This window comes from Methylobacter sp. sgz302048, assembly GCF_052162025.1.
Classification (GTDB): domain Bacteria; phylum Pseudomonadota; class Gammaproteobacteria; order Methylococcales; family Methylomonadaceae; genus Methylobacter.
Window position 1 is genome coordinate 3,395,467 of the sequence record NZ_CP197401.1, and the last position, 20,670, is coordinate 3,416,136.

The window sequence follows — 20,670 nt, forward strand, 5'->3', positions numbered from 1 at the left end:
GATAACATAACACACAGCGATTTAACCGACGCTGATAACGGCAATACGACCACCTTACCAGATAATCAAGACGATCAAATCGGGTTTTGTTTTCGCTGGATTGCGCATATTGCTCGACATGTAATACAGCATAAAGACGCCGTGCTTGATCGATGAGAGTGTCATTGTCCATTTCTGATTACCTTCGAGTGTTTACTGACCATCCCTCTTGAGGAATGCGTATGATTGGCGGATTAAACAGGCTTACATGATCTTTATAACTCAAATATATTAAAAAAAATTGATTGTAAAATGACAGTTTTATGAACTAGCCAATTCTATTCTTAATCTTAATAGGATATTTCTAACAGAACGAACTCTTTACATTGAAAGAGTAAGTTTGCACATTGAAACAACTCAGACATTTTTAGTTTTATATTTAGGAGACAACAATGGCTGAAAAGACCTCTCACAAAGCCACTGAAAAAGCGACAGTTGATAATGCATCGGCAACTGGCGCTGGTAAAGAAGCCAGTATGGCATTGGCTGGCGTTAAAAAAGGCGCGGCAGCCGCTAAACAAGCAGTAAGTACAATTGCTTCATCACCTTCCAGGATATTGGATAGCACCGTTTATGGCGTCTGCTATGGACTCTCCTATGGAGCGGTATTTAGCGCTTTGATGGTTGTAAAAATGCTGCCTGCCGATGGCTTAGCGATCAAAGGTTTTCATGAAGGGGCGAAAGCGGCCCGCAAGGATTTCAAAACGCACGAGTATAAACATGCTGCTGAAAAAACAGTGTCAGAAAGCTAAATCCGAGTAAATCTTAAACATCTTATTCCCTGCCTGTTGGATACAGGCTAGTGCATTGTCACAGCTTAATTTTAGGGTAAATGGATTTCAGTTTCGTTCGTGCATCGTCCACTTTCATCTGCCAATCGACACCGCGTTGTTTGCTATTAACAGAGCTCGACCAGGCGCTAATTTCAGTCCGTAAGGTTTCCATGTCACCGAACCTTCGATGCGCCAGGCACTGTCGGGTCAGGGTACTCAACTCATTTTCAGCGATATTCAACCAACTGCCATGCTTGGGCGTCTGGCAAAACTTGATCCGCCGTACGAGGTTGCGGGCACGTTCGGGTTCGAAGACCTCATAAAAGGCTCCTTTGGTATGGGTGTTGAGATTGTCGCTCACCAGCGTCACCACGGGACACTGGGCATAACGCCCTTCCAGCAAGCGGGCCACTTCTTTGGCCCAATCTGCTTTGGTGCGCTGAGGGCGGGCCGTCACCTCGCGCCATCCGACTAACGGCTCGGTAAACAGGAACAAGCTGGCGGTGCCGGCACGCTCGTATTCGTAATCGACCCGTGGCGGCTGCGTCAGCGTCCCCGGTCGTGGCGTACGGGTCTCTTTGATCAACTGTATCGGTTGTTCGTCCATGCAAAGGACCGGATGCGCGGCCTCATACGGTCGCGCATACACGTCCAGCACCTCTTCCATTGCAGCCACAAATTCGGCGTCCTGCTCGGGCGGAATCACCCCATAGGCAATCGCCCGCTGCGTCATGCCGTTTTTTTAATCAGCTTGCGGACGGTCTCATGGCTGATGGCGTCTACAATCCCCAGTTCCACGACGCGCCCGGCCAACAGCCGCAGGCTCCAGCGCGCATAGCCTGCCGGCGGCGATCCCAAGCGCGTGGCGATAATGCGCGCTTCCTGTGCCCCGTCCAATAACCTCGGGGTCGGCGGATACTCGCGTTTTCGGCCTTCCAACGCCCGTTCAAAGCCCTCTTCGACAAAGCGCTGGCGAATCTTTTCGACCGTGTTGATCCGGCATGCGTAGGCCTCCGCAATCCGCTGGTCTGTCCAACCCGGGCCATTCGCATCGGCCTTGAACAGAATCTGCGCACGCCGGACTTTTTGTGAGCTGCCTTGAAGTTTTTTGATCACCTCTTGAAGATGATGACGTTCCGTATCGCTCAGGCGGACAATGTATTTCTTGGGCATGTCTCGTCTCCGGTTTGGGAAAAAAGCCTATTAGACAGTTTTAGGTAGCCCATATTCTTAGCGTTGGCAGTGCACTAGGGATAAGATGATACTGTTATATTGACAAGGTAGATTTTAGCTTGGGCTCAAAATTAAATAAGCTTAAACCAATTTTGGCGACAAATTGCCCGGCCCGTTTCGATTGCTTCCGTGCGATATTCTTTGACTGATGTTACGCAGTTGTAGGATCGAATTTACTTGTGCCCTGGGGTATTTGACCCGGGATAAGCGCCCGTATTCCGACCTATGCATTGCGAATAAACTCACACCTACACCGCATCGCTGTTTTATTTTGCTGCAAGCCGTCTTCTCATGCCCCTGGTTAGCTCATTCTCGATGAATAACGACTTTTTCCGCCGCTTCCCGCTCCTGCAGCAGGGCTTCTTCCTCACCGTGAGCGAGGGCTATCATGTCAATGCCGGCCATGGGTGTGCGCGCGCTCTCGAGCATCTGCCAGTCCTCGACGTTATTGGCTTCGGGCTGGTTGCCCACTATTTGCCGGGCCAGCTGATTCCCGGCCTCAATCAGCGGATGAATGATAAAATCCGCGCCGAGCAGCTTCAATTGCTGTTCCTCTTCGGGGAGATACCCAATCGTGCCGATCTGCCCGGTATAGCCGTTTTTTCGGAGCTGGCGCACAGCCGAGCATCGGGCATCGAATTCAGGCAGGGTCAGAATGACGCCTTTCACTCTGTCCAACGGCAGTCCCGACCATAGCTCGGGGTCTTCGGAATCCCCGTAAATCACGCGTTTGCCCTTGGCCAGCAGGCTTTCCAAAACGGTCGGGTCGGCATCCAGGCCGACGACCCGCTTGTCCCGCTGAGACAAAGACAGATAGGCGGAAAGTCCGGTACGCCCCATGCCCACGACCAGCCATTCCGCCAGTCCGATGGACTCGGGCAGTCGGTCCGGGTGCCCGGATTTTTTCTCGAAGCGAATCAGTACAGGCTCAAGCCAGGAAAACAAACGATGAGAATACCGGTTCAACGGCGCGGCAATGGCAAGCGATCCGGCGACTGCCAGGGCAATGGTGGCGTTCCACTCCGGCGCCAGCAGTCCCGCATGCACAACCGAGCCGGTCGTGATCAGGGCGAATTCGCTGTAGGTCATCAAGGCCAGCGACGAGATAAAGGCGGTGCGCGCACGTAATCCGGCCAGCAAAAACAGCGCAAAGAACAACAGTCCCTGCAGCGGCAAGAGTCCCAGCAAGCCGAGCGCCTGAATGATTTGATCGCGATTGGGCAAGTCGGCCAGGCCGATTTGCAGAAAAAAGGCCACCAGAAAAACTTCCTTGAGACTCCAGAGCTTATCGGAAAGATCATCGATTTGCGGGTGAGTCGCCAGCATCACGCCCGTCAGCAAGGCGCCGATATCCGGTGAAATACCAACGCTTTCAGAGGTGACCCCGCCGGCGAGCGCCAGAGAGACGCCCATCAGCAGTCTCAGCTCATCGGTACGGCTGGCTGTGAGCAGACGATGCGCCAGCGGACGCAGCAAAGGCAACAGCAATAAAGCCAAGGCCCAATGCGAAGGCTGTCTGCCGTCGGCCAAGGCCAACAGCGCGATCGCGACGATATCCTGCAGAATCAGGATACTGAGCACATCCCGGCCATGCAAGGACGAGAGCTCGCCATTGTCGTCCAGGACCTTGATCGCGAGCACGGTACTGGAGAAAGCCAGGCTCGCCCCCAAAACCAGTCCGCCAATTGTATGCTCGCCCAGTACCAGAAAAACCAGTCCGGAAAAGCCGGTGACCACTGCCAAATGCAGGCCGCCGACGCTGACCACTTCCCGCCGCAGCAGGGAGCTCAATTTAAGCTTCAAGCCTACCGTGAACAATAATAACTCGATGCCGATTTCAGCCAGATGAGTTAAGGTTTGTGCAGACTCTACGCCCAGGACGTGCAGCATATAGCCGGCGGCCAAATAGCCGACCAGCGGCGGAAAAGATAAACGGCTTGCGATCAGGCCGACCAGATAAGCCGTGCCGACCCAAACTAATTCTGTCATGGATGAGTTCCTGTTTTATTCAAGCAATCTATATAGTATAGAAGCGCGTGTGGGTTAGTAAGAAGCGCAACAGGCTATTCTGAATTATATCGCGATGTTTTATAATCCTCATCGGCTATTTCATACTTGGGTTACAAAAGCCCCGATCAGCATGAAGCAGAAATGGCGCAACTACAAAATGTCGCTTAACGGGGCTGGTCGATTTTTCTCGACCACCTCAATGCGGTTAACCAACTATGACAAACATGAAGCGAGACAATAATTTATCTTGGGTCCATATTCACTAAAGCCCTTACCTTCTCTTCTACTGTCGTCCACGGTAGGAAGACGGGTTTACGAAAAACGGTAATAGTCAGGATATTTTCCTGAAGCAGATAGTCCGCTTTGAATCCAAAACCTCTTATTACGCCCTGATCAGTATCGCCCCGGAAATGCACACCGTATTTTTGGGCCGCTTCTTTAGCTTTGGTAATCAGTTCATCCGGGTGATCAAAAATCTCTATCTGTATTGATTTTGGTGTTTTCATTATGTGTACCCAGAAAATAGTGATGTCATGGCAACTGTTTAGATAGGTTCTTTGCTTTGCTGTTTTCTAATTGGGCATAGTCGATGCTTAAAAATGATCGTAAGTTTGTGACAGGCCTGTCGAGTTTGGACTGTTTCTTGCCCGGATTTCAAGATATTCGGTAGCCAGGAAGTTTTATTAACTGATGTTATGCAGTTGTAGGGTCGAATTCATTCGACCCGGCGCAAACGCCCGGGTACCGGCCTATGCAGTGCGACGACCCGCAAGGGGCACAAGTAGATTCGCACCTGCACGGCATAGACATCCGTGCCGCCGCCAGGATACCCTCTGGGACTCAAGTACCGGAATGACTGCCTGCAGCGATCAGCTTCATCACCGTCCAAAATAAAAAGTGAAACTGCTCATGGCTATTACTGTCAAAAAATTGCATTACACGAATTTAAAATAAGCACCGCCATATCTATGGCCGTGTAACTTTGAGCTATGAAGATTGCTGATCTATTGATGCCGGGCTATTCCGTCGGTAATTATCATTTTCAAACGGAGGGTACGGGCATCTGCTGGCTAATTGCAATAAACCGGACATATTGGCGGCGTCATCAGTAAACGTTGAGATTCTCTCGGACGCTGATTCTTCCGACTGCTGTCTGTATGCGTATCGAGGACAAGCTGAATATGAAAATAGACGACTTATACAAGAACGGCGTCCCGCTTGGAATCGCCATCGGGGTCGGCGCAACAATTTTAGCCAAAGCCGTAATACCCCTGTTGCCCGACCTTGTCAGAGCGGCCCGCCCTGGCGCGCGCGAGGCGCTCAAGTCAGGGATATTGCTTATAGAACAGGGACGGGAAATCCTCGCCGAAATCAGCGAAGAAGTTGAAGATATATTGGCTGAAGCCCGATCCGATCTTCAGCAAAAATATGACGTAAGCCCATCCGAAACTCCCGAACCCAGTGAAGCTGCCTCCGATCAGGGTGAATCATGACCGATGCCGAAATTCAGCCTTCTGCGTTCATTAAGCATCAATTGCCGGGACGCGTCAGACTGAAAATACCGCAAAAACGGGGCGATGTTAATTATTTCAATCGCCTTGAAGAACTGTTTTCCGATTTTCTCGGCATCAATGAATTGAAATTGAACCCCTCGACGGCAAGTATTTTGATCAGTCACGAAAACGCTGTCCCTTTCCAGGATATTGCCGAATTTGCCAAAACAAAAAACCTCTTCAATTTGGTAGAAGAAGCTGAAGATCATGATGAAACAGTTCCGAATTTGTATATTAAAGCGCTGGCCTTGGCTGGATTCGATCGGTTTGACAAGGCGCTGCTGGATTACAGTAAAGGCCGGCTCGATGCCCGCTCATTTGTATTTTTGAGCTTGATCGGATTAGCGATTCATCAAGCGGCGCGGGGTAATGTGTTGGCGCCTGCGTCCACCTTTCTGGTGTATGCGTTTCAGTTGCTGGATGTGAAAGACATAAATCAGATTGAGTACGAACAAAAAGCCGATTCCGAGGGTGAGTGAACATTTGGGCAGTTCAACAAAATAAATCTCCCCATCAACCACAAGCTTGGCTCAGCCTTTGACAGCAGTCCCACAATCCCACTCATTTTCTTATTCAGCCAGTAACTCGGCCTTGTCAGTCTTTTCCCAAGGTAAAAGCGAACCCTCTGAACCAAAATGCCCGTTAACAGGCAATTTTTGATAAAAAACGCCTTCATGTTTCCGCGTCAGTTCGCGCAGCTCCAAATCCCTGATAATGGCCCCCAGACGAAAATCAAAATGTCTGAGCAGGCGTTTGCGGATCTCATGGTCGTCGATTATGCCCGTGCCTTTGGTCGTCAGATTGACGCTAACCGGCCCGGGAAAACCGATGGTATAACTGAGCTGCACTTCGCATTGCTCTGCCAGCCCCGCAGCCACGACATTTTTGGCGGCATAACGCGCCGCATAGGCGCCGACTCTGTCGATACGCGACGGTCCTTTGCCGCTTAAAGCCGCCCCGCAATGCCTGGCGTAACTTCCGTAAGTATCGCCATCCGTTTTCCGGCCGGTCATGCCGGAGTGGACTGCCGGACCGCTGCGCATAAAAGGCCCTTCGGGATTGATAATCACCCGGGTCATAGTATCGGGTTTGATAGCGGCATTCTGAAAAACCGGATTGATGACATGCTGCCAAAGATCTTCTTCAATCTGCTCAAAGGCTGGCATTGAATCCGGGCTATTGCAGCCGGTGATGAGCGTCATACTGTGAATCCGGTCGGGAAAATCGTTGACGAATCCAATGCCTACTTGCGTAGTGCAATCGGGGGACAGGTATTCGATACTGCGCTGTCTCCGGGCTTCGGACAGCTGCCTCGAAAGCCGATTCGCCAGGGTAATGGGCAGCGGCATCAATTCCGGCGTATGACGGCAAGCGTACCCGAAGACCGTGGCCTGGTGCGAAACGGTGATACGATCCAATTCGTCGTCCATTGAAAAGTTTGTTTCCCTGACCGTCTTTGCTTGTTCTATCAGGCTCGTGACAACGGCGCATTCATCGGCGTTGAAGTCCCTGGGCCAATAGCCGACCTCTTTGATGACGGAACGCGCAATTTCCGGAATATCGACAACGGCCTCGCTCGCGTATCGTGCGGCAAGAAACAACACATTTTTCGATATTGCGCATTCCGCCGTGATGCGGGCAGTCGGGTCCTGCCGCAGATAGGCGTCGACGATCGCATCGCTGATGGTGTCGCAAAGCCTGTCGGGATGTCCTTCCGTAACAGATTGGGAGGTAAACACATAGTCAGTGATCATGGCTTATCGTCCTTATGAAAGGTATTTTTGCCGATGCCTTTTATCGCTTCATTGGCAATCAGCGGCAACCCTGCCCCCGCCAGGATGGCCACTATATCAATTGCGCCCACCGGGCTCAGCCTTAACAGCCTGCGCAGAGGCGGCAGGAACGCCGCCAAAACCTGCAGCATGCCGGACAAGCCAACCGCGGCATCGAGATAGCGGTTGGAAGGCCGGTTTTCCGAACGAAAAATAGAGGTTCTTCCCGAGCGGCAATGATAGGCATGCAACAATTGCGCAAGCGTCAATGACATAAAAGCATGGGTGCCGGCGTTCTGGCCCGGCCCGTAACGCAGCAAACCATACCCATAAACGCCTAGAGCGCCCGCTGTGATGATGCCCGACTCCCGGATCAATTCAGCATAATCGCCGCGATCTACGATCGCAGCCTGCGGATCGCGCGGCGGCCGCTTCAAGACATCCTCTTCAGGAGGCTCCAACGCCAGCGCCAGCGCCGGAAAAATGTCGGTGATCAGATTGATCCACAACAGCTGTATCGGATTGAGTATCTCGGTACGCCCGATCATGGCGCTGAACAGCATCACTTCGATTTCGCTGAGATTGGTCGACAGCAAGAAGTGCAGGCTTTTACGGATATTGTCATAGATAGCGCGCCCTTCGCGTATCGCTGTCACCATGGTTTTCAGATCGTCTTCCTGCAGAATCATATCGGCTACCGAACGCGCCAAGTCAGTGCCCTTCTCCCCCAGCGTGATGCCGATATCGGCCGCTTTAAGCGCAGGACCGTCATTGATGCCGTCGCCGGTCATCGCGACAACCTTGCCGTTTTGCTGCAAGGCTTTAACAATGCGCAGCTTGTGAGCGGGACTGACGCGGGAAAAAATGGTGGTGTGATCGATCAAACCGGCGAGCACGGAAGGATGTAATTTATCCAAATGCTCGGAATCGATAATTTCCAGCGATTTACCGTACCTGCCATTCAAGCCCAGCCTTTTCCCTACTGAAAAAGCGGTGGAGCTTTGATCGCCGGTAATCATGACGGTCTCAATGCCGGCGTCATGGAACTGGGCCATGAGCGCTTCCATGCCCGGCCGGATCACATCTTCCATGCCCACCAGTCCCAGCCAAGTGAGCCCTTGCCGTTTATAATCGGCGACATCCCCGGTAATGCAATAAGCCACGCCCAACACACGCAACGCATCGGCGCCAAGCCTTTCGTTCCAGATCAAAATCGATTGCCGGTCGTCTTCCGACAAAGCCTTTAAATGGCCGTTATTGCTGCATTGCCGGCAAAGTTCCAGGACCGCTGCCGGACTTCCTTTGACAGCTGTGAAAAACCGCCCGTCCTCGAGCTGGTGCACCGTCGTCATGTAGGGACGGGCTTCGGCGCGGTAGTCCACCTTTGCCAAAGGCCGGCGCGCTCTTAATGCAGCGACATCTTCACCCGCATCGATAGCCGCCTGAAGCAATGCGTTCTCGGTAGGCGATCCCAGCAAATCTTGGCTGCCTTCCTTGGCAAGTGTCGATTCATTGCAAAGCACCAGCACTTCCATCATGCGCTGCAATGCCCCGTCAGCCTGATAAAGATCGATATCAGCTTCGCCGTCGAAAAAGCGGCCTTCTTTTACACTAATAGCCGATTGCACGGTCTTTAGCGCAACGACGCTCATCTGGTTCAACGTCAACGTGCCGGTTTTATCAAGGCAAATGACCTGAACCGATCCCAGATTTTCAACGGCCGGCAATTGACGGATCAGTACCTTGTTCCGCTGCATGTCTTTGATGCCAAGCGCCAGCGTAGTCGTCGCCACAGCCGGCAAGCCTTCCGGAACCGCCGCTACGGCCAGCGAAATAGCCGACATGAGCATTTCCGGCAAAGGCCTGCCCCGCAACAATCCCACAAAGAATACCAGCGCGCAGATCCCTGAACTGAACAAAGCCAATTGCAAGCCCATCTCATTGATCTGCTTTTGCATCGGTGTTTCGGGCGTGACCGCTTCACCCACCATGCTTTGAATCTTGCCGATTTCGGTATGGCGGCCGGTAGCCACGACAATGGCGCGGCCGTCACCGCCTATTACCGTTGTGCCCATATAAATCATATTTTGCCTGTCTGCCAAGGCTGTCTGAGCTTTTCCCAGGAAAGCATGCCTTTTGCTGGCGGGAAGGCTTTCCCCGGTCAAAAGCGATTCATCTATACTCAACCGACTGCTTTTTAACAAGCGAGCATCAGCGGGAATATAAGTTCCCGGCGCAAGCACCAGAATATCGCCGATTACTACATCTTTTAAGGCAATATCCGTTTTTTTGCCGTCCCGAATAACGGCTGCAATTCCGGGCGCCGACTGGCCCAGAGCATTAATGGTTTTTTCAGCCGATTTCTCGGTTGCATAGCCGATAACCGAATTGATCAGCACAACGCCTGCAATGACAAACGCATCGGCCACGCCTCCGGTAGCCAATGAAATGCCTGCCGATAATCCGAGTAGGGCCACGGGAGCGGACACAAACTGTTGTAGAAAGATCTGTAGAGAAGAACGTCCGCGATGTTCGGATAAAACATTAGGACCATATTCAGCCAGCCGTTGGTGAGCGCTTTCATTGGTCAAGCCCTCCTCTTCGCCCTCGACGAGCTTGATGATTCGAGAACCGGCAAGCGTGTGCCACAAATGGGAAGGCGGCTTCCGATGATATCTCGTCGCCGCAGGCGCGCGTTTTTTTTCTTTGGTTTTGAACGCCCTGGGTTTGGGCGAAGGCCTGTCAACATGCTCGTGGATAATCGAACAGCCGGTTACCGCTTCCAGCACGCTCGCTATGTTGGCGGGCATAGCCTCATCATCTCGGGAAACCGCATACTGAATTAATAAATTACCGGTCAGGATATTGGCGCGGACGAGCTTCAATTCGGCCAAGGCGGTTAATTTCGATTCCAAGCTGGCACGCAAGGACTCGTTGCGATACAAGCCGGGCACATGAAAACGCGTCCTGCCGGCTACGCTGTTATGGATGACCAATACACAATAGCGCGGTTTATGTTCGTATGAACCGGGATCTGTTATCGAAGCCATTGAATTAAATTTCAGAATTCGATTTCACGGTCGCACGTCTAGCCGGCTCGGGCCGGACGGGGCATGTTGCGCCGTCTGCTTATTTTCAACGTGTGGCCATAACGGCCACCAAGACGCCTGCGATGACATTTCCGGCGATATTGACCAGGAGCTCCCGGGTAAAAAAGGCGCCTGGAGCCATTTTTCCCAACTTAGGGTTCTTGTGTTTCTCAGTAATCTCGATCTTTCCCTTGCGCAGTTTACTGACGGCTCTCATGACCAGTTGAACCACTTCCTCCTCGCTATGGTAAGCCGGGTGATATTTAACGAGCAGGGTTCCCGTCACAATATTGGGCTCTGCATGATAGATGCCCTTTGCCTTTTCATCACTGAGCAGATCATGCTTGAGTAAGTTGGCATAGGTCTGCTTATGTTTGATCAACGGCACCCGAATGCGAATCCTGTTCGGCACCTTATTGTGGATTACGGTGATCATGTCTTGCGCCGTGTCTTTCATTGCTTCAATGAGTAGTCAATTCTCATAAATTTCAGTAGCTGTTTAATTAAGCTGTGACTGCTGCAACCGATGCCCGGATTGCCAAAGATCGCTTACCGACTGTATATCTGAATTATCAATTTATATTTTAGATAAATCGGGTTCCAGAAGTTCACTGATTAGTCTGGAATCGTTCACATTGGTTTCAAATTCCTTATCGATCTGATGTTACGCACGGGCGCTTTCATCCCGTTTGCCGCGCCGAGCACCGCAGTTTTCGGCGAGAATAGGCGGTAGGCTGGGTTGATAAACCCAGCATTTTGGCCGCCCATGCTGGGTTTCCGCTAAAGCTCCAACCCAGCCTACACAGGCGGTTAAAAGAAAGTAACTCGCCTTCGGGTGCCATAAACCCGATTAAATAAAACCGTCGCGCTAGCGACACTTTAATTAAATCTCAACTAACTGCGTAACATCAGTTTATAACTCAGACAAATTCAGCAATATTGATCGTAAAACTACATTTTTATGAACTTGCCAGCGTTATTTTTATCCTAACAGGATGTTTCGGACAGCCTATAAAACATAAGTTTGCCTATCGAAACACCCCACGTAAATATTTTCTAATTTGATGTTCGGGAGATAACAATGGCTGCAAAAACCTCTCGCAAACCCGCTGAAACATCGACAGTCGATGATGCAACAGAAACTGACAATCAACCCGGCATGGTAGTGGCTGGAGTCAAAAAAGGCGCTTTAGCGGCCAAACAAGCGGCAAGCAAAATTGTCTCGGCGCCATCCAAGCTATTGGACAACACTCTCTATGGCGTCTGTTACGGACTATCCTATGGAGCCGTGTTCAGCTCTTTGATGGTCACAAAAATGCTGCCCGCCAATGGTTCGGTCATCAAAGGTTTTCATGAGGGCGCAAAGGTGGCGCATAAGGATTTCAAAACGCAAAAGCAAGAGCGCGTTGCCACCGAAAAGCACGAACCTAAACACGCTGCCGCAAAAAAGCCTGAGCCTAAACATGCTGCAGCCAAAAAACCTGAGCCCAAACGCGCTGCCGCCGAAAAGCACGAGCCTAAACACTCCGCCGTCGAAAAACCTGCGCCTAAACACGCTGCCGCCGAAAAGCGCGAGTAAAAACAATAAGGCGATTGATTTGTAGGAAAAATGCAGCCGCTCCACATCGTCAAGCAGATCAACACCCCCGCTGCCGTCAGTTCCGGCAAAAAGTCTGGGAGCATCCGGCGATGGCGCGTTAATATGAGAGGTACTGATAAACGAAGCGGCTGAAAGATCATCTTTTCTGTCATAGATCATCTCATCAATCAATGCGGCATCCGTCGTGCCAAAATAATTGTCAGCGGCGGAAATCGCTGCGGAATTGGAATCGCTGCCATAGCCATTTCTAAAACGAGGGCCTGCGATCCGTACTAAGAAAGCTGTTGTTTTCTGCAACCGCTGCACCGCTGCTGCTATCCCTATTCTCAACCGCCGGAGTCATCTGCTCGACAAAAGCGTTTTTTTGATATAGGCCGAGACATTATTATTTGTAGCGGTAGAGATACCTCTGGACAGATAGAAGATATTTCTTTCAATATGAGCATCCGCTATAGGATAACCGAGGCCCAGACAGGGCATGTAGTTGGTGTAACTGACTATTGAATCGGTTAAGGTAACGGAACCATAGCCTGCCCCACTGAGATAAGAAGATGCACCGATGATATTCGCATAGGCGATATTGATCCGCCCTTCATTGATGGCGAGAGGATCATTGTTCGCCATGGCAATAGATACATCCCGAAAATAAACTAACGCATCAGGTGCGCCTACCGCATTAAGCGCGCCGAACGCCTCGAAGCGCCCGTTTTTAATCTCGCTCCCTTTTCAATCGTCAGCGTGGCCCCGTTTGCAATTTGAACTGTCACATCAGTGAGGTCATGCTCTTCACCGGCATGCCATGTCGCATCGTTTGAGAGAATCAGATTGGAGACATCTGCCTCAATGGTTAAGGCTGCCAGGATGATAGCTGGATTACGGATTGTCAAAGTCGCTTGACTCATAGCGAAAATGTCCCTGTTATTGATTACTATGAGGAGGCTATTTTGAGGCAAAACCCGTTAAAATGACTAGCAAGCTTAGGCCGACTTCACTGGACTATTGGATGTTTCGGAGGCTAGATTTTTCTGTAAGTTCCAGTCCTTTAGAATCCCGCCAAAGTGTTGTGATTTATTGCTGTTTTTTATCTTGAAGTATTCCACTACTGACAAATCAATGTTCAATGTCGCTCATACATACCAGTTCTAAACTATCACTGCCTTCTCCAAAGCAGGAGCCGCTAAAAGAGAAATCACGCTTCTACTCGAAAAAAGCCCCGAATCAGAATAGGCCACCAGTATAGTGCATGCAGAATCTATCCCAGCAATGACAACTGTATCCCACTCAATCATCTAGCATTATTAATCATACGACTGGATTTTTTTATATGAACTCCATCACGCTTTCATAAATTTAATTTGACACAAATCATAATCCCTATAATTTTAAGCTTAATATTTGCTTAAGAATTATGTTTGTCTTAAAAAGACAGCACTTCCAAGAATAGTAAGATAAATCCACTCATCAAGAAGCAAGGAATTTTACGATAGCGTGATATCGGGCTTTTATTTGCGCTATTTCCGTTTCCTCATTTTAGGACGATAGCTTTAGTTGACCTATGGAGATAAAGGACTTGAATTTTTTACGCTTATTAAGAACTGTTTGCCTATTTGCTGCGATATTCATCAGCGAAGGTTGTGCGAGCGCCAATTCCCATCATGCCGGCACATCCCAACGCGAAGTTGAAATACGCGAACTATTACATGACAACCTATCCTGGGCGTTTGGCACCCATTCCCTCACTAAACCTTATAAATGGCCGGATGAAGAAGATGTTATCGAGGTTTTCAAGCAGCTCACCGACGATGATATTCCGGTACTGATTAACATTATCCGCGCCGATGTGGCGCAAGGAAAAGGGCTTTTGAATGCGGAAACCAATTCCGCTATCTGGGTGCTGTCTTTTTTTAAAGACAAAGCTAAAGCGCCGGTATTACGGCTTTACCATGATCCATCGATCTCACAGGCTGAAAGAGCAATATGGAAAGATGAGCTGGATGCAATCAAGGCAAGGTCGACAACAAATTGGCGGTAGTTTATCGCCAGTCATTCGCAGTAAATATCATTAAGAAGGAGATACTTGTGATACATAAGCCATTATATTTTAGCCGGCTCTCTATTGTTATAACGATCTGGGGAACAACACTACTTCCGGCGGATGTCGGAGCCTTTGTTCCCGGCGGTCTTAAAGGTGCAGCGACGGGTGGAAAAAGCCATAAACAGATGACTCGGGATGCGCTCGACGTGTTCTATGCCGAATATGGTTATGGCGCCGATGCCACGCCACTCACCAAAACCATGAATTATGCACGAGAACAGATCGCAGACGCCAACGCCTCGGTGGATAATAATTATCCCTCGACAAGCGCACGGCATTGCGATGCGGAAAATTTACAGGCCTGTAGCGACCTGATCAAAGACTTATACCAGGAAACCGTCGATTCACTCAAAAACGAAGATGCGGATTCTGCCCGAAAAACGCTTGGTGAAGCTTTTCATACCTTGCAGGATTTTTATTCACACAGTACCTGGATAGAACTAGGAAATTCATCGCCCAATCCGGACCTTGGAAAAGGCTCTATCGCTAATGTTGCGCCACAGGATGCACAGACATGCACCGACGCCCCTGCGCTGGATCTTTGCTTTACGGACAATTTGACGTCTTCATACCTGACCAGCGGCTATTTCTCTAACCAGGACAGGACACATTTATATCAGGCTGGTAGAAAATGTGCCCACGGCGGTTCCTTTGACCATACCGGCGGCTATGGCGGTATCAACAAGGACTCAAGCACCTGTTTTGTAATGGCCGGGCCAGTTCCCGTTGGTGTGTCTCCTCATGCCGATGATAACCCGGCTGCGACCCTTGTGGCGCAAGATGCCACCGTCGAAGCGCTGCGTGCAATCAAGGAGCAAGTCAGTGAGCATGAGTTCAAAAGTCTGCTTGGAATTGGCCCTTCATTGGCATTTGCTGTAGATACAACGGGCAGCATGGGTTCAGTAATCAATGGTGTACAAACAGACATTCGTAATATTTTGAATTCACGGTATGGTACGCCGGATGAACCGACACGCTATATCCTGTCGCCGTTTAACGATCCTTCTACGGGACCTTTGACCTCTACAAACGATGCCGACCGCTTCCTGAATGCAGTGGATAGTCTGTCTCCGTGGGGAGGCGGTGATTGTCCAGAGCTGTCGATGAAAGGCGAATATGATGCATTGTCGGCCTCGGAAACCGGAGGAGAACTCTTCATGTACACAGATGCGAGCGCCAAAGATGCTTATTTGGAAGGGCAAGTGAAAACGGTTGCGCAACAGAAGGATGTCAAAGTTTTTAATGGCCTTTATGGACACTGCTCTCCTTATGATCCGGCATACTTCGATATCTCCAATAGCTCTGGAGGGCAAACATTTATCCTGCAACCAGGCAAAACCGCAGGCTTTTCGCAACTAGCGAATCTCCTGGCGCGCAGTAATGCCGCTGATATTTTGGCCGTTGCCGGACCATTGAGCACTACTGTAGTCGATCACCACTTCCCTGTAGACCTTCAAACCAGCCGAATCACTGTTTCAGTAACCAGTACCGGCGTTTCCAGTATTTCTGTTATCCGCCCGGACGGCAGTATCGTCTCTGCTAATGATACTGGCGTAACGCAACCGACTATCCCGACGGCGGCAGGATCTGCAAAAGTGTACTCAATCGATGCTCCCCAACCTGGCGATTGGCGCATTTCTATCCAAGGCAGCGGAGATTATTCGGCTCTGGTCAATGGCGACAGCAATCTTCTGTTCAATGCCTTCCGGTTTGTCGAGCCGGGAGGACGCCCGGGACATGAGGGATATTTCCCCATTTCCGGCTTCCCTATTGTAGGCAAAACCCAAGAGGCAATCGCACGTATGTCAGGCAAGCCACAATCCGTCTCTTTCGAACTTCGGACGCGGAACGGGCAAGTCATACAGTCTTTCAACCTGGACTCGCCTGATGCTGATGTTGGCGAACTGCTGGGAAAATTGACCATTCCTACACAAGAATTTGTAGTCTATGCCGTGGGCAATGATGCGAGTGGGCAACCTTTCCAACGTGTGCGCGCATCCCAATTCTCACCGCAGTCGTTTGCCATTTTTCCGCCCGTAGCAGTAAATATGAGCCGAGATCAGGATACTTCTTATATTTTTCAGATAAAGAATTATGGGAATGATGCAAAATTTAACTTTTCAGCACTGGATGATAAAAACTATCAGGTGAGTCTGACGTCAGGCTCGGTAAGTATCCCGGCAAACGGCAGCGCCAATGTCAAAGTGGTCATGCATCCGCCATTATCGACGCCGATCGGTACTCCGGATACACTGACGTTCACCGTGATCCAGGCAGACAATCCCAAGGCAATCAATTATGCCGTGGTTAAAAGCAATGTGGTTAATCCAATTCTCCCAGGCGATACCAATCGCGATGGCGTAGTGAATTGCGACGATTTTGCATTGGTCAAAATCTCACTCGGAAGCAGAGTGGGCGATGCCGCATTCAATCCGGCAGTGGATATGAATAGTGATGGATTGGTGGACGAGCAGGATCTGGCTGCAATCAAAGCGGCAGACAATGAGCCGCCTACGATCAATGGTCTGGAAGCCGCGCCCGATGTTTTATGGCCGGTTAACCATAAAATGGTTGCAGTAACAATAAAGGCAAACACGACGGACTGGTGCAGCGTACAGCCTCCAGTGTGCAAAATTGTTTCTGTCAGCAGTAACGAGACAGTCAATGGTCTTGGCGATGGCAACACCGATGCTGACTGGAAGATCAATGGCAATCTTGAAATGCTACTGCGGGCTGAACGTTCCGGCCAAGGCAGCGGTCGGGTATATACAGCCAATGTTCAGTGTACCGATGCAGCAGGAAATGCCGCTACTGATTCAGTGACTATCACAGTCCCGCACTCTTCTGCGGCTCCCTGACCACCTGCTGCAAAACACAGTGTTTTAACCCGGCCTGTACCGTTTTAATCGATGAAAAACGCAAGGTGAAAGTTGATTTCACCTTGCATCTTATGTGCTTCTATTACGCTAATTTTCGATAGGCACAGTCGACTATGTGAACGTTCCCGCCAATTTTCGGCCTTGCTCCGTGAGGCGATATTGCTGCAATCGACTGTTGGGTTTGTCGGGAATGGTCATTTCAATAAAGCCCGCTTCCAGCGCAGGTTTCAGGTAGCGCTCGCGGAATGATTCCCTGTCTTTTAGTGTTAGATCGGTTTGCAATTCGTTTCGAGTCAGCGGCTTATCAACTCTAAAAAGCGCTTTTATCAATGCCTCGACTTGCGGGGTAACTTGCTGGCCGACTTGCTGGGTGTTGTTTCCGGCAGCGCTTTGAACGGTTTCTAAAATCACGCCCAGCATAAACTCGACAAAAGGCGCGGAATCGGTCTTTTGCGTGCTCAGGTTGATCACCTGGTAATACTCGCTTTGATGCGCGTGCACCATGCTTTCAACGGATAGTTGAGCGAGCAACGGTTTCCACTGGCTCAAGATCAGTGTTTGCCATAAGCGCCCATACGCCCGTTGCCATCGCTGAAAGGGTGAATGAATTCGAATTCGTAGTGGAATACCGAACGGGTGATTAACGGGTGTTGATCGCTGGCGGCCAGCCAGCTAGAGCATTTATTTTTTAGTCAGAAACATAGCCTGAATGCCTGAAGAAGTTCAGGCATTCGTCGGGATGAAACCGCTCCATTAATTGGCCGACAGTGCGCCAGAGATTGTCATAAGTTCGTGCCGCTGCCTTGCGCAAAAGCGCCTTCAGCTTGGCGAAAACCTGCTCGATCGGATTCAGATCAGGGCTGTAAGGCGGCAGGTATTTGATCGTCGCCCCGTGTGCTTCAACAATATCCCGGACTTCCGCCACCTTATGCGCAGGCAGGTTGTCACAAATAACAATATCACCGGGTTTCAAAGTTGGCGCCAGCTGCGAACGCAGGTATTCCTTGAAGGCTTCGCCCGTCATGGCTTGATCCACACACCAGGGTGCCGTGAGTTTGTCGGCACGCAAGCCGGCAATAAAAGTCAGCGTTTGCCAGTGACCAGCTGGGGCAGCATCCCGGCAGCGAGCACCACCCAAGGCCCGTCCATAACGACGGATCATGTTGGTAGATAGCCCTGTTTCGTCCAGAAACACCAACTTCGACAGATCGCAGGTTTGCTGCCAGGCTTGCCATTGCTCGCGAGCCCTGGCGACATCCTCGCGCTGCTGTTCACTGGCAACGACCGTTTTTTTTATAGCGATAGCCCAGTTTGTGCCGGATAAACTTATCAATGGCCGAAATCGATACACTCAGGGCTTGTTCAGTTTCCAGCCAATCCTGCAGTTCCTTCAAGGTCATCGATGGGCTGTTCGCCAACTGTTCCTTGATGGCGGCTGCATAGGGTTCCAACAGGGCCCGTCTGTAACCACCGATCGGCTTGCTCTGAACGCCGCCGGTGTTTTTCCAGAGTTGATGCACTCTGGAGACAAAGGAGGGGCTGACTTGATAGTGCGCGCTGACTTCGCGTGTCGTTTTGCCGCTGTCAACAGCCTTCGCGACACGCAAGCGCAAGTCTTCTGAGTAAGGTTTGGGCATCTTCGGTCATTCTCATTCAATGAAGCCCCATTTTAGCAATACGGCTTGATCTTAGGTAACAGATAAATGCTCTAGTTGACAGTGTGCGCTGATATCCTAAAGAACCCATCGACACCCTTGATGCGATTCACTGTGTTCAACTCATCCCCTCTGGCTGCGTTGCTCCTTGCGCCCTATTGGATTATCCCCGCATAAGCCCTATGGATGTGGCTTATGCGGAGAAAATGACGGGATCATTTCCTGCCGATGCAGTGGTCAGCGCATCCTGTCAGACTACAAGATTCCCTGCTGACTTTTACGTCTAGCGCCAAGTAAACCTAGTAATCCTGAACCGAAAAGCCAGACTGCGGCAGGAACGGGTACGGCACTAGGAGCATTCTCATACTCTACATAATATCCGGTTATCCAACTGTCAGCTGACCCAATATCATTCCAATAGTTGTTAGTCCATTTCATCAGATAATTTTCGCCGCCACAGCAATTGTTGGGTTCCCCTCCTGCCCAATTTGTATAAGACCACGTTTCCCCGGTTATCCATTCCCATATCCCTTCATGTCCTGCATCAAAGGCGCCCAAATAACCAAAAGCGTTACCCGCTATAGATGATATGAACTGATCTTCGCCGGCATCTGAAACAGTAGCCAAATGTCCATTCACTCCATTGTGAAGGGAGCCTGCAGCGCCGTTCACTGCGTTATCCCAACTGATATTTCCAGTACTGATAAAATCATACCAGTGGCCATTGCCAGCATATTGCACCGGCGCGGCATTCGCCGAACCCACTGAAGCCAACAGTGCAATACTGCTCAATAAAACTAATTTCTTCATAACCATTACCTTTAATTCCGTTTATAATTCAAAACATTAGCAGCCTGTAAGAGACTGCTGCACAACTGCACATTACTTAATGCAGGGCTTGAGTATAGTAGCAGAATATTTTCAAAAATATGAGAAAGTTCACAGAAAAACCCGAGACTACACAATTGACAATTTCAACTCCATATGTTAGAGCATTTATTTTTTAGTCAGAAACATAGCCTGAATGCCTGAAGAAGTTCAGGCATTCGTCGGGATGAAACCGCTCCATTAATTGGCCGACAGTGCGCCAGAGATTGTCATAAGTTCGTGCCGCTGCCTTGCGCAAAAGCGCCTTCAGCTTGGCGAAAACCTGCTCGATCGGATTCAGATCAGGGCTGTAAGGCGGCAGGTATTTGATCGTCGCCCCGTGTGCTTCAACAATATCCCGGACTTCCGCCACCTTATGCGCAGGCAGGTTGTCACAAATAACAATATCACCGGGTTTCAAAGTTGGCGCCAGCTGCGAACGCAGGTATTCCTTGAAGGCTTCGCCCGTCATGGCTTGATCCACACACCAGGGTGCCGTGAGTTTGTCGGCACGCAAGCCGGCAATAAAAGTCAGCGTTTGCCAGTGACCAGCTGGGGCAGCATCCCGGCAGCGAGCACCACCCAAGGCCCGTCCATAACGACGGATCATGTTGGTAGATAGCCCTGTTTCGTCCAGAAACACCAACTTCGACAGATCGCAGGTTTGCTGCCAGGCTTGCCATTGCTCGCGAGCCCTGGCGACATCCTCGCGCTGCTGTTCACTGGCAACGACCGTTTTTTTTATAGCGATAGCCCAGTTTGTGCCGGATAAACTTATCAATGGCCGAAATCGATACACTCAGGGCTTGTTCAGTTTCCAGCCAATCCTGCAGTTCCTTCAAGGTCATCGATGGGCTGTTCGCCAACTGTTCCTTGATGGCGGCTGCATAGGGTTCCAACAGGGCCCGTCTGTAACCACCGATCGGCTTGCTCTGAACGCCGCCGGTGTTTTTCCAGAGTTGATGCACTCTGGAGACAAAGGAGGGGCTGACTTGATAGTGCGCGCTGACTTCGCGTGTCGTTTTGCCGCTGTCAACAGCCTTCGCGACACGCAAGCGCAAGTCTTCTGAGTAAGGTTTGGGCATCTTCGGTCATTCTCATTCAA

At 50.4% G+C, this 20,670-nt stretch carries 22 protein-coding genes; 5 read left to right on the forward strand and 17 right to left on the reverse strand.

Annotation, left to right across the window (positions count from 1 at the left end):
* The first annotated feature begins 431 nt into the window (after positions 1-431).
* Positions 432-791 (forward strand): hypothetical protein, encoded by a 360-nt coding sequence (locus ACTNE6_RS14965; RefSeq protein ID WP_442497300.1) that lies wholly within the window; start codon positions 432-434, stop codon positions 789-791.
* 58 nt (positions 792-849) lie between these two features.
* On the opposite strand, the gene ACTNE6_RS14970 is transcribed toward ACTNE6_RS14965, so the two are convergent.
* The 4 genes from ACTNE6_RS14970 to ACTNE6_RS14985 all read right to left on the reverse strand — a co-directional run bounded on the left by ACTNE6_RS14970 (position 850) and on the right by ACTNE6_RS14985 (position 4,561).
* Complete coding sequence (locus ACTNE6_RS14970) at positions 850-1,545, reverse strand: IS630 family transposase (RefSeq protein ID WP_442497301.1); 696 nt, start codon at positions 1,543-1,545, stop codon at positions 850-852.
* Positions 1,542-1,985, reverse strand: coding sequence for a helix-turn-helix domain-containing protein (locus ACTNE6_RS14975; protein ID WP_268120897.1), 444 nt, complete (start codon positions 1,983-1,985; stop codon positions 1,542-1,544). Before ACTNE6_RS14975 ends, ACTNE6_RS14970 begins: the two co-directional genes overlap by 4 nt.
* Before the next feature lie 366 nt (positions 1,986-2,351).
* Complete coding sequence (locus ACTNE6_RS14980) at positions 2,352-4,034, reverse strand: cation:proton antiporter domain-containing protein (protein WP_442497302.1); 1,683 nt, start codon at positions 4,032-4,034, stop codon at positions 2,352-2,354.
* Positions 4,035-4,297: 263 nt separating this feature from the next.
* Entirely contained in the window at positions 4,298-4,561 is a 264-nt protein-coding gene (locus ACTNE6_RS14985; protein ID WP_442497303.1) for a hypothetical protein, read from the reverse strand.
* Positions 4,562-5,236: 675 nt separating this feature from the next.
* Between ACTNE6_RS14985 and ACTNE6_RS14990 the strand changes: the two genes are divergently transcribed.
* Together ACTNE6_RS14990 and ACTNE6_RS14995 are read left to right on the forward strand one after the other, a co-directional pair.
* Entirely contained in the window at positions 5,237-5,548 is a 312-nt protein-coding gene (locus ACTNE6_RS14990; RefSeq protein WP_442497304.1) for a DUF5132 domain-containing protein, read from the forward strand.
* Positions 5,545-6,087, forward strand: a complete 543-nt coding sequence (locus tag ACTNE6_RS14995; RefSeq protein ID WP_442497305.1) for an HMA2 domain-containing protein — start codon at positions 5,545-5,547, stop codon at positions 6,085-6,087. Before ACTNE6_RS14990 ends, ACTNE6_RS14995 begins: the two co-directional genes overlap by 4 nt.
* A 90-nt stretch (positions 6,088-6,177) precedes the next feature.
* On the opposite strand, the gene metK is transcribed toward ACTNE6_RS14995, so the two are convergent.
* From metK to ACTNE6_RS15025, 6 genes are all read right to left on the reverse strand, one after another.
* Positions 6,178-7,362, reverse strand: a complete 1,185-nt coding sequence (gene metK, locus ACTNE6_RS15000; RefSeq protein WP_442497306.1) for a methionine adenosyltransferase — start codon at positions 7,360-7,362, stop codon at positions 6,178-6,180.
* On the reverse strand, positions 7,359-10,430 hold the full coding sequence (locus ACTNE6_RS15005; protein ID WP_442497307.1) for an HAD-IC family P-type ATPase: 3,072 nt from the start codon (positions 10,428-10,430) through the stop codon (positions 7,359-7,361). The genes metK and ACTNE6_RS15005 overlap by 4 nt, the downstream gene beginning before the upstream one ends.
* A gap of 85 nt (positions 10,431-10,515) precedes the next feature.
* A complete protein-coding gene (locus ACTNE6_RS15010; RefSeq protein ID WP_434483804.1) occupies positions 10,516-10,905 on the reverse strand; it encodes an HMA2 domain-containing protein in 390 nt (129 codons plus the stop codon).
* 837 nt (positions 10,906-11,742) lie between these two features.
* Positions 11,743-12,366 (reverse strand): hypothetical protein, encoded by a 624-nt coding sequence (locus ACTNE6_RS15015; RefSeq protein ID WP_442497308.1) that lies wholly within the window; start codon positions 12,364-12,366, stop codon positions 11,743-11,745.
* Between the two features lie 42 nt (positions 12,367-12,408).
* Entirely contained in the window at positions 12,409-12,693 is a 285-nt protein-coding gene (locus tag ACTNE6_RS15020) for a hypothetical protein (protein WP_442497309.1), read from the reverse strand.
* Positions 12,694-12,737: 44 nt separating this feature from the next.
* A complete protein-coding gene (locus tag ACTNE6_RS15025) occupies positions 12,738-12,971 on the reverse strand; it encodes a hypothetical protein (protein ID WP_442497310.1) in 234 nt (77 codons plus the stop codon).
* A gap of 668 nt (positions 12,972-13,639) precedes the next feature.
* Between ACTNE6_RS15025 and ACTNE6_RS15030 the strand changes: the two genes are divergently transcribed.
* Both ACTNE6_RS15030 and ACTNE6_RS15035 read left to right on the forward strand, forming a co-directional pair.
* Positions 13,640-14,101, forward strand: coding sequence for a hypothetical protein (locus tag ACTNE6_RS15030; RefSeq protein WP_442497311.1), 462 nt, complete (start codon positions 13,640-13,642; stop codon positions 14,099-14,101).
* 47 nt (positions 14,102-14,148) lie between these two features.
* On the forward strand, positions 14,149-17,022 hold the full coding sequence (locus ACTNE6_RS15035) for a dockerin type I domain-containing protein (protein ID WP_442497312.1): 2,874 nt from the start codon (positions 14,149-14,151) through the stop codon (positions 17,020-17,022).
* A 132-nt stretch (positions 17,023-17,154) separates the two neighbouring features.
* Here the strand turns inward: ACTNE6_RS15035 and ACTNE6_RS15040 are convergent, their stop codons facing one another.
* The 7 genes from ACTNE6_RS15040 to ACTNE6_RS15070 all read right to left on the reverse strand — a co-directional run bounded on the left by ACTNE6_RS15040 (position 17,155) and on the right by ACTNE6_RS15070 (position 20,650).
* Positions 17,155-17,592 carry a Fic family protein gene (locus ACTNE6_RS15040; RefSeq protein ID WP_442497313.1) on the reverse strand — a complete coding sequence of 146 codons (438 nt, stop codon included), beginning with the start codon at positions 17,590-17,592 and terminating at the stop codon, positions 17,155-17,157.
* Positions 17,593-17,594: 2 nt separating this feature from the next.
* Complete coding sequence (locus ACTNE6_RS15045) at positions 17,595-17,711, reverse strand: Fic family protein (RefSeq protein ID WP_442499701.1); 117 nt, start codon at positions 17,709-17,711, stop codon at positions 17,595-17,597.
* A gap of 20 nt (positions 17,712-17,731) precedes the next feature.
* Complete coding sequence (locus ACTNE6_RS15050) at positions 17,732-18,376, reverse strand: IS630 family transposase (protein ID WP_442496982.1); 645 nt, start codon at positions 18,374-18,376, stop codon at positions 17,732-17,734.
* On the reverse strand, positions 18,315-18,680 hold the full coding sequence (locus tag ACTNE6_RS15055) for a helix-turn-helix domain-containing protein (protein WP_442496983.1): 366 nt from the start codon (positions 18,678-18,680) through the stop codon (positions 18,315-18,317). The genes ACTNE6_RS15050 and ACTNE6_RS15055 overlap by 62 nt, the downstream gene beginning before the upstream one ends.
* A gap of 273 nt (positions 18,681-18,953) precedes the next feature.
* On the reverse strand, positions 18,954-19,508 hold the full coding sequence (locus ACTNE6_RS15060; protein WP_442497314.1) for a lectin-like protein: 555 nt from the start codon (positions 19,506-19,508) through the stop codon (positions 18,954-18,956).
* A 193-nt stretch (positions 19,509-19,701) separates the two neighbouring features.
* Positions 19,702-20,346, reverse strand: coding sequence for an IS630 family transposase (locus tag ACTNE6_RS15065; protein ID WP_442496982.1), 645 nt, complete (start codon positions 20,344-20,346; stop codon positions 19,702-19,704).
* Positions 20,285-20,650 carry a helix-turn-helix domain-containing protein gene (locus ACTNE6_RS15070; protein ID WP_442496983.1) on the reverse strand — a complete coding sequence of 122 codons (366 nt, stop codon included), beginning with the start codon at positions 20,648-20,650 and terminating at the stop codon, positions 20,285-20,287. The genes ACTNE6_RS15065 and ACTNE6_RS15070 overlap by 62 nt, the downstream gene beginning before the upstream one ends.
* Positions 20,651-20,670: the final 20 nt, after the last annotated feature.

Bases quoted from the DNA above. Each gene is read 5' to 3' on its own strand.
- ACTNE6_RS15025 (WP_442497310.1), bottom strand. From the start codon at position 12,971: ATGAGTCAAGCGACTTTGACAATCCGTAATCCAGCTATCATCCTGGCA.
- ACTNE6_RS14995 (WP_442497305.1), top strand. From the start codon at position 5,545: ATGACCGATGCCGAAATTCAGCCTTCTGCGTTCATTAAGCATCAATTG.
- ACTNE6_RS14985 (WP_442497303.1), bottom strand. From the start codon at position 4,561: ATGAAAACACCAAAATCAATACAGATAGAGATTTTTGATCACCCGGAT.
- ACTNE6_RS15010 (WP_434483804.1), bottom strand. From the start codon at position 10,905: ATGATCACCGTAATCCACAATAAGGTGCCGAACAGGATTCGCATTCGG.
- ACTNE6_RS15055 (WP_442496983.1), bottom strand. From the start codon at position 18,680: ATGCCCAAACCTTACTCAGAAGACTTGCGCTTGCGTGTCGCGAAGGCT.
- ACTNE6_RS14990 (WP_442497304.1), top strand. From the start codon at position 5,237: ATGAAAATAGACGACTTATACAAGAACGGCGTCCCGCTTGGAATCGCC.
- ACTNE6_RS15070 (WP_442496983.1), bottom strand. From the start codon at position 20,650: ATGCCCAAACCTTACTCAGAAGACTTGCGCTTGCGTGTCGCGAAGGCT.
- ACTNE6_RS15020 (WP_442497309.1), bottom strand. From the start codon at position 12,693: ATGGCGAACAATGATCCTCTCGCCATCAATGAAGGGCGGATCAATATC.
- ACTNE6_RS14965 (WP_442497300.1), top strand. From the start codon at position 432: ATGGCTGAAAAGACCTCTCACAAAGCCACTGAAAAAGCGACAGTTGAT.
- ACTNE6_RS15060 (WP_442497314.1), bottom strand. From the start codon at position 19,508: ATGAAGAAATTAGTTTTATTGAGCAGTATTGCACTGTTGGCTTCAGTG.
- ACTNE6_RS15005 (WP_442497307.1), bottom strand. From the start codon at position 10,430: ATGGCTTCGATAACAGATCCCGGTTCATACGAACATAAACCGCGCTAT.
- ACTNE6_RS14980 (WP_442497302.1), bottom strand. From the start codon at position 4,034: ATGACAGAATTAGTTTGGGTCGGCACGGCTTATCTGGTCGGCCTGATC.
- ACTNE6_RS14975 (WP_268120897.1), bottom strand. From the start codon at position 1,985: ATGCCCAAGAAATACATTGTCCGCCTGAGCGATACGGAACGTCATCAT.
- ACTNE6_RS14970 (WP_442497301.1), bottom strand. From the start codon at position 1,545: ATGACGCAGCGGGCGATTGCCTATGGGGTGATTCCGCCCGAGCAGGAC.
- metK (WP_442497306.1), bottom strand. From the start codon at position 7,362: ATGATCACTGACTATGTGTTTACCTCCCAATCTGTTACGGAAGGACAT.